The organism is Streptomyces sp. NPDC048057 (assembly GCF_040653095.1).
Taxonomy (GTDB): domain Bacteria; phylum Actinomycetota; class Actinomycetes; order Streptomycetales; family Streptomycetaceae; genus Streptomyces.
Genome location: NZ_JBEZNF010000040.1, coordinates 13,844 through 27,009, shown reverse-complemented (window position 1 = coordinate 27,009; position 13,166 = coordinate 13,844). Strand labels below are relative to the sequence as shown.

Here is a 13,166-nt window from a genome sequence, read left to right as displayed (position 1 = left end):
GGGTGCGTGCCTCCCGGGCCTGACCTACGGATCGTGCCAGGCTCGCGCCTCAGGAGGCGCAGACGGTGTTCCGCGCGGGCAGGGTGCCGCCGAGCAGGTAGTCGTTGACGGTCCGGTTCACGCAATCGTTGGGGTGATAGAGATAGACCGCGTGGCTGCGGGCGGGAACCGTCACCAGCTTCGAGCCGCGCATCGCCCGGTGCATCGCGAGCCCGGACTCGTAGGTGGTCCGGGTGTCACCCGTCGCCTGGACCTGGAGCGCGGGTACCTTGTTGTTGATCTTCGTCGGCTTCTCGCGCGGCTTCTCCTTCCAGAAGGCGCACGGGAGCGGCACGTTCGTCACGGGGCCGAAGACGGGCTGTGACGCCCTCGACCGCTCGACCGCCTTCCAGTAGTACTCGGGGTCGCGCGGCATGGCTGCGTCGGCACAGATCACTCCGAGTTGGGCCGCGTAGTCAGCCGCCCGCCCCGTGCCACGGACGTCGAACATCGCGTCCAGGAACTGCTTCAGAGCCGGGGGCACGGTGACCGGCTTCCCGGCGGCAGCGTCCAGCAGGACGCGCAGCGCGAGCGCGAAGTCGGCGTTCCCGGTGTCGTCGGTGATGAGGCCGAAGAGGACGAGGGGCAGTTCGTGCTGGGTGACGCGGTGTGTGTCGATGCGGATCGGCTCGGTCCCGGCGCGCCGGATCAAGCCCTCGACGGTGGCACGCACCGCGGCTGCGGTGGTGCCGAGACCGTACTGCCCGTCGCGCGGGGCGGCCCAGCGGGCGAAGTCGTCGAGCGCCTCCTCGTTGGCGGGTCCCATCTTCTGCACCAACGCGAAGCTGTGGTAGTCGGCGGGGCCGGGAGCGCTGTCGAGGACGAGCCGATCGATCCGGTGGGGGAACATCTGGGCGTACACCGCGCCGAGGACCGTCCCGTAGGACTGGCCGAACCAGGAGGTCTTCCGCTCGCCGAGCGCGCTGCGGACGACGTCCACGTCCCGGGCGATGTTGCGGGTCGAGAGGTGGGGCAGCACGTCGGGGTACTTGTCCCAGCACGCGCGGGCGTCTTCGCGGGAGAGCCGCACGGACGCGTCGAACCCGGCCCGGTCCGGGCCCGGCGCGTGCAGCCACATCCCGCGGGTCAGCCCGCAGTCCACCGGGGTGCTCTCGCCGAGCCCCCGGGTGTCCATCCCGATCACGTCGTACGCCGCGGCCACCTCGGGCGTCATCTTCGCCTTGATCTCAGCGGGTAGCGACAGTCCCCGACCGCCCGGGCCACCGGGATTGCTCTGGAGGATGCCGCGCCGCTTCTGGGGGTCCGTCGCCTTGATGCGCGAGATCGCGACGGTGAGGGTACGGCCCCTCGGCTTGTCGTAGTCGAGCGGAACGGTGACGCGGGCGCACTCGGTGCCGCTGGCCGCGAGCGAGGGATCCTGACACTCCGTCCACTTCACGGACTGCTTCCGGAAGCGTTCGAGACCGTCTCCGCCGCTGGAGGGCGAGGCGACCGCGGTGTGCCCCGCGGTCGTCATCACCGTGGCGAGCGTGAGGGCGAGGGCGGTTGCTGACGTGGTCTTCTTCATGGCCCAAACGCTAGAAGTCCCATGATCCACTTCCCATGGTGCAGGTACCCCTCCTCTCCCGGGGGCTGGCTACACCACGGACCGGCCCACCGCGCCGGAAGCACCGGGCCCGAGCAACTGCGGCGCGGCGCGATGAGTCCCGCGCCATCCCTCAGTCGTACCGTCGAACCCGCTACCAAGGAGGACGTCCGATGCGCAGCGTGACCTATTCGATGAACGTCTCACTCGACGGCTACATCGTCGGGCCGGACGGCAGTTTCGACTGGACGGGGCCGGACGAGGAGGTCTTCCGCTTCTGGATCGACGAGATCCGGGACGTCGGCGTCCATCTGTTGGGACGACGGCTGTACGAGACGATGCTGTACTGGGAGACCGCCGACCAGGACCCGACGCTCGACGACTCGCAGCGCGAGTGGATCTCGCTGTGGAATCCGCTCCCGAAGGTGGTGTTCTCCACCACCTTGTCGGCCACACAGGGCAACTCCCGCCTGGCTGCCGGCAGCGTGGCCGAGGAGATCGAGCAGTTGCGCGCCGAGCCGGGCGGAGGCGACATCGCGATCGGCGGCGCAACGCTCGCCGCCGAGGCGGCTGCGCTGGGGCTGATCGACGAGTACCGGACCGTGGTCTACCCGGTGCTGGTCGGCGGTGGCACCCCGTACTACCCCCGGCGCGAGCGCCACGTGGACCTCGAACTCGTCGAAACCCGCACCTTCAGCTCAGGAGTCGTCTTCCTCCGCTACCGGGTGGCGCGTCCGCCAGCGAACCCTCGGTAGCCCCGGTCCACGTAGAGGAGTGGCCCACCGGGGTCGCCGGCGCACGGCGGACGGCGGACGGCCGCCCTGGCGACGATCAGGGTGTGATCGGCGACCACGATGCACCGGGTCGTCCGGCATGCCAGGACAACGGCGCTCCCTTCCAGTTCCGGCCCGCCACCATGAGTGGACGGGCGGTGGCGCACCCCTGCGAACTCAGCGGCGCCGGGGGCTCGGGGCCGGGCGAAACGGTCGGCGAGTTCATGCTGCCCGGCGGAGAGGACGTTGACGGTGAAGGAGCCGGTCCGCCGGATGGCGTCCTCGGTGCGACTGCCCCGCTTCAGCGAGATCAGGAGGGTGGGCGGGTCGAGTGACACCGACAGCAGGGAGTTGACGGTCACGCCGTGCGGACCCTGGTCGCTCTGCGTGGTGACGACCGCGACACCCGTCGCCCAGAGACGCATGGCTTCACGGAACGCGCCGGATTCCCCACCGCTGCCGGGGGCTCCCGCTTCCGAGGACGGGGCCGGGGTCACCATGCGGAGACCAGGGGCTCGGGGGATGCCAGGGCGGGGAAGTGCGGCACAAGCTCCTCGGTCAGCTGTGCCACCACCTCGGCCGCGGGGCGCCTGCCGTGCTGCACGCCGAGAGCGGCGTGGTTGACCCCGGCGTCCCGCCAACGGCCGAGCAGCTCGCGCAGACCTTCTGTTCCCGTGCGCAGGACGAAGCCGCCGCGCAGCGGGGTCGGCGGGTAGCCCGGATCCTCGGCCAGGTCGATCCATTCATTGGTCGCGACAGGGCGGAACGCCCCGCCGGGGATCAGGTCCCGCCACGCTCCGATCCGGTCGCCGAGGTCCCGGGGGCCGTCAGGGGTCGCGGTGGACCCGGGGTAGACCAGCCGGCCGTCGGCGTGTTCGGCGATCCAGAGCGGAGACTGCCGGGAGGACCCGGTGACCAGAAGGGGGATCCGGCCGTGCACCGGCTTCGGCAGCAGGCCCGGAGCGCCGGGACGGTCCTCCCCCAGCAGGCCGCGGAAGGCATCGAACACCTCCCGGTACCGGGCACCGCGCTCAGCGTGGTTCGCCCCGTACGCGGGGAACTCCACCGGGCGGTCGCCGGATGCCACGCCGAGCACGAGCCGGCCGCCGCTGAGCTGATCCACGGAGGCCGCCTGCTTGGCCAGGTCGATGGGGTTTCGCAAGGGGAAGATCACGCTGCCGGACGCCAGGGTGATCCGGGAGGTGTGCGCCGCGAGCCAGGTCAGGGCCGTCCATGGGTCGTACACCTGCCCCACGTCACCGAAGGCCGGGTCGGCCAGCGGCACGTCCCGCACCCAGGCGGTGGCGAACCCCCCGCGCTCGGCCTGCCGGACGACCTCCGTCTGACCGCGCATGCCCGCCATGTCCCCCGCGTACGGCCACAGGGGCAGGAACAGCCCCACGGTCAGCTCCCCCGGAGCGAACATGCGGGTGTATCCGGAATGGCTCTCCCAGGAGGAGGCCGGTGCTGCTGCGTTCATCGATTCGACACCGTTCATGACTCTGGTTGGAACGTTCAGTCCAGAGCATACGACAGGTTTGGATCGAACGTTCCAGCCAGTAGTCTTGTGTCCATGGCAGCCACGACACCGCGCGACCACTCGGCCGACCGCGACACCCGCCACCGGATCATCCGGGCCACGGCCGCCCTGCTGCAGCAGCAGGGGTACGAGAGCACCTCGGTCAAACGGATCGCAGGCGCCGCGCAGGCGTCCCCCAGCTCCGTCTACCACTTCTTCCCCGGAGGCAAGCAAGAGCTCGCGATCGAGGCGATGCACCACGGTGCGCGCGAGTTCGGCGAGATGCTCGCCAAGGGCCTCGCCTCGAACCCCGACCCGGCCGAGGCCACGGCCGCCTGCGCCCTGCTGCTGGCGGAGGACCTCAAGCGGTCGGAGTGGAGCGACGGCTGCCCGGTCGCGGTCACCGCGCTGGAAACCATCGGCCGCGTCCCCGGCCTTCAGGAAGCCGCGACCCGGGCCCTCACTGAATGGCGGAACCTCGTCGCGGCCAGGCTGACGGAGAGCGGTATCGCACCTGCCTCGGCCCACCCCCTCGCGGGGACGGTCATCAGCATGCTGGAGGGCGCCGAACTGATGAGCCGCGTGACCGCGGACGACGCCCCCCTCCGCGACGCGGCCGTCCACCTCGCCCAGCTCGTCAGAGCGGCACCCCGGGAATGACAGGACCGGCAGACCGCCGCTGACCGGCTCGGTGCCGACGCCAGGGCGACATCCTGCTCGCCGGCGGGCACGTTCGCCGTACCGCACACGGACACGGGCCGGCATCGTCACCGGAACCGGTCCGGGCGCACACCTCCGTCATCAGGTGTGCGCTCGACGGCGGTTGCTACCCCCGAAACGCCTCCAGCAGCCTCAACCAGATCTCGCTGATCGTCGGATACGAGGGAACCGCGTGCCACAAGCGCTCGATCGGGACCTCGCCGACGACTGCGATCGTGGCCGAGTGGAGGAGTTCGCCGACCCCGGGGCCGACGAAGGTGACGCCGAGGAGGACCTCGCGGTCGAGGTCGACGACCATGCGGGCGCGGCCCCGGTAGCCGTCGGCGTAGAGGCCGGCGCCGGCCACGGAGGTGAGGTCCTGGTCGACGGCGCGGACGCGGTGGCCGGCGGCCTCCGCTTCGGCGAGGGAGAGGCCGACGGCGCCGACCTCCGGATCGGTGAAGACGACCTGGGGGGCGCCGACGGTGTCCGCCGTCGCCGCGTGGGCGCCCCAGCGGTCCGTCTCCAGGAGGGGGACGCCCTGGGAGCGGGCGACGATGGCGGCGCCGGCGATGCGGGCCTGGTACTTGCCCTGGTGGGTGAGGAGCGCCCGGTGGTTCACGTCTCCGACGGCGTACAGCCACTCGCTGCCCTCGACGCGGCAGCTGTCGTCGACGGGGAGCCAGCGGCCCGGTTCCAGGCCGACGGTGTCCAGGCCGATGTCGTCGGTGCGCGGTGCCCGGCCGGTGGCGAAGAGGACTTCGTCGGCCTCGACGCGGTCGCCGTTGCCGAGGACCAGGGTGACCGGGCCGGTGCCGCCGTCCCGCACCACCGCCGAGACGTCGGTGTTCAGCCGCACGTCGACGCCGGCTTCGACGAGGGCGTCCGCGACGTGTTCGCCGACGAAGGGTTCCATCCGCGGCAGCAGTCCGTCGCCGCGTACGAGCAGGGTCACGCGGGAGCCGAGGGCCTGCCACGCGGTGGCCATCTCCACGCCGACGACTCCGCCGCCGACGACGGCGAGCCGGCCGGGCACCGCGTGCGCGCTGGTGGCTTCGCGGCTGGTCCACGCCTTCGCTCCGGAGAGGCCCGGCAGGTCGGGCAGGAGGGCGCGGCTGCCGGTGCACACGGCGACGGCGTGTCGGGCCGTCAGGACGTGGTGTTCGCCCTCGGGGCCTTCGACGACGACCGTACGGGGGCCGTGCAGCTTGCCCCGCCCTCGGTAGAAGCGGGCGCCGGTGGAGTCGAGCCAGGCCACCTGGCCGTCGTCCTTCCAGTGGGAGGCGTACGCGTCGCGGTGGGCCAGGACGGCTTCCGCGTCCAGCGGGCCCTGGACGGCCTGGCGCACTCCCGGCACGCGGCGCGCGTCCGCGCGGGTGATCACCGGGCGCAACAGTGCCTTGCTCGGCATGCAGGCCCAGTACGAGCACTCGCCCCCGACCAGTTCACTCTCCACCACGGCCACGCTCAGACCGCCCGCCCGCACCCGGTCCGCCACGTTCTCGCCGGTGGGACCGGCACCCAGCACCACGACGTCGTACTCCACTGCTTCCGTCATAGGGACAGTCTGGTCCCCGGGATGCGCCTTGGCCACAGGACAGGACAGGTGTCACATGCTGCGGCGATCCTTGGGCAGGGGCAGGAATAGCCCGGCCCGGCGGGTCGTTGTCGCGGGTCGGGGCACCGGGTCGATCCGACGGCCCGGACCGGGGTATGTACCGGACAGCCACCGAGGAGAGGAAGCAGGTCATGAGCACCGTCGAGCTCACCAAGGAGAACTTCGACCAGGTCATGTCGGAGAACGACTTCGTCCTGATCGACTTCTGGGCTTCCTGGTGCGGCCCGTGCCGTCAGTTCGCCCCCGTGTACGAGGGTGCGGCCGAGCGCCACCCCGACCTTGTCTTCGGCAAGGTCGACACGGAGGCCCAGCAGGAGCTCGCGGCGACGTTCGAGATCCGGTCCATCCCGACGCTGATGATCGTCCGTGACCGGATCGCCGTGTTCGCCCAGCCGGGCGCGCTCCCGGAGGCCGCGCTGGAGGACGTCATCGGTCAGGCGCGGGCGCTGGACATGGAGCAGGTCCGCCAGTCCGTCAAGGAGGCCGAGGCGACGCGCGGGAACGGCCAGGAGCCGCCGCAGGGCTGAAGCCGGGGCACCGCGCCGAAGCGCCGGGGGTTCGTGGCGGCCGGCCACGGACCCGGCGCCCGGCGGCCGTGGTCGCGCTGCGGTCGTCGATCGGCTGCTATCGATCGGCCGCCCGCGCGACGCGTGCGGTGAGCCCGTAGTCCAGCTCGGAGCCGTCGACGAGGAGGGCTTCGACGGTACGGGTCTCGGGGTCGATGTCGGCGACCATGCCCTGGCCCTCGTAGCGGGGGTAGCCGGACGCGCCCCACTCGCCCGTCGCCTCGACGACCGCGGAGCGGATCACGTCCTGTGCCGTCGGTGCGTCCTCGTGGCCCACGACGTGCTCGGGCAGGACCAGGATCTCGAAGCGCTGCGGATGAGTGCTCATATGAGCGACGCTAGAGGCGGTCGGGCCGGGCCGCACGCCCACACCCGCCCGCTCCCCCTCCCGCGCCGCCCCGTCGAGCCGGCGCCGGTGCGTCAGCTCGACTCGCGGTGCACCGCCCGCACCCCCATCAGGTCGTACGTCTCCGTCACGTCCGCCACCTCCGCCAGGTCGGCCACGTCGTGCGGTGCGCGCACCACCCGGTCGACGAGTTCCGCCAGCCGCCGCCCGGTCACCAGGTCGATGTGGACGGTGCTCAGCCTGGGCCGTTGGAGCCGGCCGAGCAGCAGGTCGTCGGCGCCGATGACCGCCGTTTGGGTCGGTATGGCGATCCCCTCGTCCTTCAGGGCCCGCATCAGCAGCACCGCGTAGTCGTCGTTGTAGGTGAAGACGGCGTCGAGGCCGAGTCCGCGCCAGCGCCCGGCGAGTTCGGCCGCGGGCTCCTCCGCGTACGACAGCGGCAGCGGTTCTATCCGCGCGCCGGCCGTCGCGGCGGCACGGCGCGCCCCTTCCATCCGCAGTTCGGCGCTGGGCCCGAGGCCCGGCTCCTGCGGCATGACGACGCCGATGGCCCGTCGGCCCCGCTCCACCAGGTGCGCGACGGCGCGCACCCCCACCTCGGTCTGGTCCATGACGAGGCAGTGCGCGCCCGCCACACGGCGCGATCCCAGCGTGATCACGGCCTTGGCGCCGGAGCGTTTGAGCACGTCGACGCCGTGCGGGGTCAGGCCGGCGTCGCCGAGCGAGACGACCGCGACGGGCCGCAGCTCGGCCCAGGCGCGCGCGGCCTCGTCGCCGTCGAGCCCGAGGCCGCCGTACTGGACCACGGTGTAGTCGAGTCGGCGCAGCGCCCACTGGAGTTCGGCGAGGAACTGTTCGTAGCGCGGGCCGGTCGGGAAGGACGCCGTGGGCAGCAGCACCATGCGGGTGTGGCCGGCCCGCAGGCTGCGGGCCGCCGCATGGGGGACGTACCCCAACTCCTCCGCGGCCTCCCGCACGCGTCGGCGGGTGGGTTCGCTGATGCGGACCGAGGCCGTGTTGTTGAGGACGTACGAGACGGTGGCCCGGGAAACCCCCGCTAACCGGGCGACGTCGGCACTGGTGGGAACGGAACGCTCCGCGGACTGTTTGGGTGTCTGGCTCATCGCCCGAGGCATCTTTCCAGACGGGACCCGGGCGCCGACGGCCGGATGGCCAGATTCGTCACACCGCCAACTGCCTTACGGGCAAAGGTCGTTCCCGCTCCGGACCGTCGCGGTGACGGTGGTGTGCGCGGCTCCCCGCAGGGGACGGGCGAGGACGGCGGCGGTGCCGGGGTCCGCCGGCCATCCGGGGTGAGGTGGTCGTGGATTTCAACGACCTTCCGGGGCTTCCGTTCACTCCCCCGCCTTCCTACGTCCTCCGAACCTGCCAACGCTGACCTGCGGGGACACCCCCGCGGACGGTTCCATGCCCGCCGGGGGCCCGGGGCGGGCGGCGGCGCAACCGCGGTCGACGCGTGCCCCGGCGCCCTTGTGCGCCGCCGCGACCGTGGCCTTAGGTTGGCAGGGTGCCTGCGAAAGCGGGGCGCCTTCGAACGAGGAGTCGAGCATGCGACCTCCCGATACCGGCGACCTGAGCCGGCCCCTGGTGGAAGCGGAAGCGCGGGACCTGCTCCGCGGCATCTGCTTCAAGACCGGCCCGCCCAAGGCGGTGGGCGTGGAACTGGAATGGCTCGTCCAAGAGCAGCACGACCCCCGCCGCCGCGTCCCCGTCGACCGGCTGACCGCGGCCCACGACCGAGTGCGCGCCCTGCCGCTGGCCTCGGTCCTCACCTTCGAACCCGGCGGCCAGCTGGAGCTCAGCTCGGCACCCGCCGCCTCCCTGACGGAGTGCATCGACTCCGTCGCGGCCGATCTGGCCGCCGTGCGCGCCGCACTCGGCCGGGACGGACTCGTCCTCGCCGGCATCGGCGTCGACCCCTGGCACCCACCGCGCAGACTGCTGCGGGAACCCCGCTACGACGCCATGGAGGCGTACCTCGACCGCACCAGCGCGTCGGGGCGGTCCATGATGTGCTCCTCCGCCTCGATCCAGGTGTGCCTGGACGCGGGCGAGGAGGAGCCGGGTCCACTCGGCCACGGCCGGCGCTGGCAACTGGCGCACCTGCTGGGTGCGGTGCTGATGGCCGCGTTCGCCAACTCGCCCGTCCGGGAGGGCCGGAACACCGGCTGGTGCTCCACCCGGCAGGCGATCTGGGCGGAGCTGGACGCCGTACGTCCCCTCGCACCGCCCCTGCACCGGGAGCCCCGGGCCGCCTGGAGCGATCACGTGCTGGACGCCCCGGTGATGGTGGTGCGCACCCCGCACGGCCCCTGGGAGCTGCCGCAGCGCCTGTCGTTCCGCGAGTGGATACGCACCGGCGCGCCGCGCCCGCCGACCCGGCAGGACCTCGACTACCACCTGACCACGCTGTTCCCACCCGTACGGCCGCGCGGCCACCTCGAACTGCGGATGATCGACGCCCAGCCGGGTGAGGACGGCTGGATCGTGCCGCTCGCGGTCACCACGGCCCTCTTCGACGACCCGGAAGCGGCGGAGACGGTCTATCGGGCGGTGAAGCCGCTGGCGGAGCGGGCCGGGCCGCAGCCGGCGCCGCGCAATCCGCTGTGGCTGGACGCCGCACGCCTCGGCCTGGCGGACCCGGAGCTCCGCGCGGTGGCGGCGGTCTGCTTCCGCACCGCGCTGGAGGCGCTGCCGAGGAGGGGCGCCTCACCGGAGGTGTGCGAACTGGTCGCCGCCTTCGCCGAACGGCACGTACACCGCGGCCGATGTCCCGCCGACGACCTGCGGCTGCCCGCCGGCACGACGCCCCCGGCCCACGCGACGCCCCACCGGAAGGAGTCCGGCTCATGACGACCGACCGCACGACGCACCGGAGCGCCGGCCCCGCGTCGGGGGCCGAGCCCGACGAACTGCGCCGTCGCGCCCTCGACGCCCTGGTGCGGGCCCGCAGCCGCACGGCGCTGCTGACCGACGCCGTGGACGACGACGACCTCGTCGCCCAGCACTCCCCCCTGATGTCGCCGCTGGTGTGGGACCTGGCGCACATCGGCAACCAGGAAGAGCAGTGGCTGCTGCGCACCGTCGGCGGACGCGAGGCGCTGCGGCCGGACATCGACTCCGTGTACGACGCCTTCGAGCATCCGCGCGCCGCCCGGCCCACGCTGCCGCTGCTGCCGCCCGCCGAGGCCCGCGGCTACGCCGCCGACGTGCGCGACCGGGTACTGGACGTCCTGGACGCGACCCCGCTGGAGGGCGCCGGTCGACTCGCCGACGCGTCCTTCGCCTTCGGGATGATCGCCCAGCACGAACAGCAGCACGACGAGACGATGCTCATCACCCACCAGCTGCGCAAGGGCCCGGCGGCGCTCACCGCGCCCGCGCCGCCCGCGGGCGACGCCGACGCGCTGCCGTCGGAGGTCCTGGTCCCCGGCGGGCCGTTCACCATGGGCACCTCGACCGAGCCGTGGGCGCTGGACAACGAGCGACCCGCGCACCAGCGCGTCATCGCCCCCTTCCACCTGGACGTGACCCCGGTGACCTGCGGCGCCTATCTCGCCTTCGTCGAAGACGGCGGCTACCGCGACCCGCGGTGGTGGGCGCCCGAGGGGTACGAGCAGATCCAGCGCCACCACATCGCCGCGCCACTGTTCTGGCGGCGCGAGGGCGAGCAGTGGCTGCGCCGCAGGTTCGGCGTGCTGGAGCCGGTGCCGCTGGACGAGCCGGTGCTGCACGTCAGTTGGTACGAGGCGGACGCGTACGCCCGCTGGGCGGGGCGGCGGCTGCCGACCGAGGCCGAGTGGGAGAAGGCGGCCCGGCACGACCCGGCGACGGGCCGCTCGCGCCGCTTCCCGTGGGGCGACGCGGACCCCACGCCCGACCGCGCCAACCTGGGGCAGCGGCACCTGCGGCCGGCCCCCGCGGGCGCGTACCCGGCCGGTGCGTCGCCGCTCGGCGTACGACAGCTGATCGGTGACGTGTGGGAGTGGACGGCGAGCGACTTCCTGCCGCACCCCGGCTTCACCGCGTTCCCCTACCGGGAGTACTCGGAGGTGTTCTTCGGGCCGGCGCACAAGGTGCTGCGCGGCGGCTCCTTCGCGGTGGACGCGGTGGCCTGCCGCGGCACCTTCCGCAACTGGGACCTGCCCGTACGCCGGCAGATCTTCGCCGGCTTCCGCACCGTCCGGGACGCCTGATGTGCCGCCACGTCGCCCACCTCGGGCCGCCGCTGGCACTGCGCGACGTGCTGACCGTGCCGCCGCACTCGCTGCTGCGCCAGTCGTGGGCGCCGCGCCGCCAACGGCACGGCACGGTGAACGCCGACGGCTTCGGCGTCGGGTGGTACGCCGAGGGCGACCCTACGCCCGCGCGCTACCGGCGCCCGGGCCCCGTCTGGGCCGACCTCTCCTTCGCCGACCTGGTGCGGGTGGTCCGCAGCGGAACGTTCCTGGCCGCGGTCCGGGACGCCACCGAGCCGGGCGCGGACGGCGAGGCGGCGGCGGCCCCCTTCGCCGCCGGGCCGTGGCTGTTCAGCCACAACGGTGCGGTGACGGGCTGGCCGCGGGCGCTGGCCCCGCTGGCGGCGACGCTGCCCGCCGTGGACCTGCTCGACCTCCAGGCCCGCTGCGACGCAGCCCTGCTGTGGGCGCTGGTGCTGCGGCGGCTGCGCGACGGCGACCCGCCCGGCGAGGCGCTGGCGGAGACCGTGCGGGCCGTCGCGGAGGCGGCGCCCGGCTCCCGGCTGAACTTCCTGCTGACCGACGGCCGGTCGATCGCCGCGACGGCCTGGGGCGACACGCTGTGGTACCTGACCGGCCCGGACGGGCGCACCACCGTGGCCTCGGAGCCGTACGACGACGATCCGCGCTGGCGCGAGGCGCCCGACCGCACCCTGCTGACGGCGACCCGCACCGACGTCCTCCTGACCCCCCTCAAGGAGCCCTGCACGTGAGCCCGTTCGAACTGACCCGCACCCTCCCCGAGGACGCCACCGGCGCAGCGCTGCGCGCCGACGTGCTCCACGGCCTGACCGCCGCGCCCAAGACGCTGCCGCCGAAGTGGTTCTACGACGCCCGCGGCAGCGAGCTGTTCGACGAGATCACCCGACTGCCGGAGTACTACCCGACCCGGGCCGAGCGGGAGATCCTGCGCGACCGGGCGTCCGAGATCGCCGCGGCCACCGGGGCGCGCACCCTGGTGGAGCTGGGCTCCGGCTCGTCGGACAAGACGCGCCATCTGCTGGACGCCTTCACCGGGCTGCGCGCCTACGTGCCCGTCGACGTGAGCGAGAGCGCCCTGCGGGGCGCGGCTGCGGCGCTGCTCGCGGAGCGCCCCGGTCTCCACGTGCACGCGCTGGTGGCGGACTTCACCGCCCGGTTGGAGCTGCCGAAGACGCCCGGGCCGCGGGTGGTGGCCTTCCTCGGCGGCACGATCGGCAATCTGCTGCCGGCCGAGCGCGCCGCCTTCCTGCGTTCGGTGCGGGCCATGCTCGACCCCGGTGACGCGTTCGTGCTCGGCACGGACCTGGTCAAGGACGAGGCCGTGCTGGTGCGGGCGTACGACGACGCGGCGGGGGTGACGGCCGCGTTCAACAAGAACGTGCTGGCGGTGCTCGCCCGTGAGCTGGGGGCGGACGTCGATCCGGCGGACTTCGACCACGTGGCGCTGTGGGACGGGCGCGCGGAGTGGATCGAGATGCGACTGCGGGCCCGTTCGGCGCTCACGGTGAAGATCCCGGAGCTGGGACTCGCGGTGCCGTTCGAGGAGGGCGAGGAGTTGCGTACGGAGGTGTCGGCGAAGTTCCGTCGGGAGGGGGTGCGCACGGAGTTGGCGGCGGCCGGGTTGGAGCTGGCGCGCTGGTGGACCGATGCGGAGGGCCGGTTCGCGCTCTCGCTGGCGACGGTCTCAGGCTGAGGCCCCCGGCCCTCGGGCCCATCACGGCGCGATGGGCCCGAGGGCCAGAAGGAGGGGACGGACCGGGCGTGCGGTCCGTCCCCTCCTCCTTCTCCATCTTCCGTCAGCGGCCGGATGCGGTGTGAC

The 13,166-nt window shown here is 73.1% G+C and carries 13 protein-coding genes; 7 read left to right on the top strand and 6 right to left on the bottom strand.

Annotated elements, in window-relative coordinates:
* Positions 1-49: 49 nt before the first annotated feature.
* Entirely contained in the window at positions 50-1,567 is a 1,518-nt protein-coding gene (locus AB0E05_RS32985) for an alpha/beta hydrolase (RefSeq protein WP_361970643.1), read from the bottom strand.
* A gap of 191 nt (positions 1,568-1,758) precedes the next feature.
* Between AB0E05_RS32985 and AB0E05_RS32980 the strand changes: the two genes are divergently transcribed.
* A complete protein-coding gene (locus tag AB0E05_RS32980; RefSeq protein ID WP_361970642.1) occupies positions 1,759-2,340 on the top strand; it encodes a dihydrofolate reductase family protein in 582 nt (193 codons plus the stop codon).
* Here AB0E05_RS32980 and AB0E05_RS32975 read toward each other — a convergent pair.
* Together AB0E05_RS32975 and AB0E05_RS32970 are read right to left on the bottom strand one after the other, a co-directional pair.
* Positions 2,304-2,783, bottom strand: a complete 480-nt coding sequence (locus AB0E05_RS32975) for a flavin reductase family protein (protein ID WP_361970640.1) — start codon at positions 2,781-2,783, stop codon at positions 2,304-2,306. The genes AB0E05_RS32980 and AB0E05_RS32975 overlap by 37 nt on opposite strands.
* Positions 2,784-2,851: 68 nt before the next feature.
* Positions 2,852-3,838 (bottom strand): TIGR03571 family LLM class oxidoreductase, encoded by a 987-nt coding sequence (locus AB0E05_RS32970; RefSeq protein ID WP_361970638.1) that lies wholly within the window; start codon positions 3,836-3,838, stop codon positions 2,852-2,854.
* A 93-nt stretch (positions 3,839-3,931) separates the two neighbouring features.
* On the opposite strand from AB0E05_RS32970, the gene AB0E05_RS32965 reads away from it, so the two are divergent.
* On the top strand, positions 3,932-4,537 hold the full coding sequence (locus tag AB0E05_RS32965) for a TetR/AcrR family transcriptional regulator (protein WP_361970637.1): 606 nt from the start codon (positions 3,932-3,934) through the stop codon (positions 4,535-4,537).
* Positions 4,538-4,703: 166 nt separating this feature from the next.
* Here the strand turns inward: AB0E05_RS32965 and AB0E05_RS32960 are convergent, their stop codons facing one another.
* On the bottom strand, positions 4,704-6,134 hold the full coding sequence (locus AB0E05_RS32960) for an NAD(P)/FAD-dependent oxidoreductase (RefSeq protein ID WP_361970636.1): 1,431 nt from the start codon (positions 6,132-6,134) through the stop codon (positions 4,704-4,706).
* 155 nt (positions 6,135-6,289) lie between these two features.
* Here AB0E05_RS32960 and trxA point away from each other — a divergent pair, with 155 nt between their 5' ends.
* Positions 6,290-6,721, top strand: a complete 432-nt coding sequence (gene trxA, locus AB0E05_RS32955) for a thioredoxin (RefSeq protein WP_361970634.1) — start codon at positions 6,290-6,292, stop codon at positions 6,719-6,721.
* Between the two features lie 97 nt (positions 6,722-6,818).
* Here the strand turns inward: trxA and AB0E05_RS32950 are convergent, their stop codons facing one another.
* Both AB0E05_RS32950 and AB0E05_RS32945 read right to left on the bottom strand, forming a co-directional pair.
* Positions 6,819-7,088: a hypothetical protein gene (locus AB0E05_RS32950; protein WP_361970632.1), complete on the bottom strand. Its 270-nt coding sequence runs from the start codon at positions 7,086-7,088 to the stop codon at positions 6,819-6,821.
* A gap of 92 nt (positions 7,089-7,180) precedes the next feature.
* Positions 7,181-8,230 (bottom strand): LacI family DNA-binding transcriptional regulator, encoded by a 1,050-nt coding sequence (locus AB0E05_RS32945; RefSeq protein ID WP_361970631.1) that lies wholly within the window; start codon positions 8,228-8,230, stop codon positions 7,181-7,183.
* A 445-nt stretch (positions 8,231-8,675) separates the two neighbouring features.
* Between AB0E05_RS32945 and egtA the strand changes: the two genes are divergently transcribed.
* The 4 genes from egtA to egtD are packed head-to-tail and all read left to right on the top strand — an operon-like array spanning position 8,676 to position 13,040.
* Entirely contained in the window at positions 8,676-9,980 is a 1,305-nt protein-coding gene (gene egtA / locus AB0E05_RS32940) for an ergothioneine biosynthesis glutamate--cysteine ligase EgtA (RefSeq protein ID WP_361970630.1), read from the top strand.
* The gene (gene egtB / locus AB0E05_RS32935) at positions 9,977-11,323 is read left to right on the top strand and encodes an ergothioneine biosynthesis protein EgtB (RefSeq protein ID WP_361970628.1); all 1,347 of its coding nucleotides are present in this window, start codon (positions 9,977-9,979) and stop codon (positions 11,321-11,323) included. The genes egtA and egtB overlap by 4 nt, the downstream gene beginning before the upstream one ends.
* Positions 11,323-12,078 (top strand): ergothioneine biosynthesis protein EgtC, encoded by a 756-nt coding sequence (gene egtC, locus AB0E05_RS32930; protein WP_361970626.1) that lies wholly within the window; start codon positions 11,323-11,325, stop codon positions 12,076-12,078. Before egtB ends, egtC begins: the two co-directional genes overlap by 1 nt.
* Complete coding sequence (gene egtD / locus AB0E05_RS32925; protein ID WP_361970625.1) at positions 12,075-13,040, top strand: L-histidine N(alpha)-methyltransferase; 966 nt, start codon at positions 12,075-12,077, stop codon at positions 13,038-13,040. The genes egtC and egtD overlap by 4 nt, the downstream gene beginning before the upstream one ends.
* Positions 13,041-13,166: the final 126 nt, after the last annotated feature.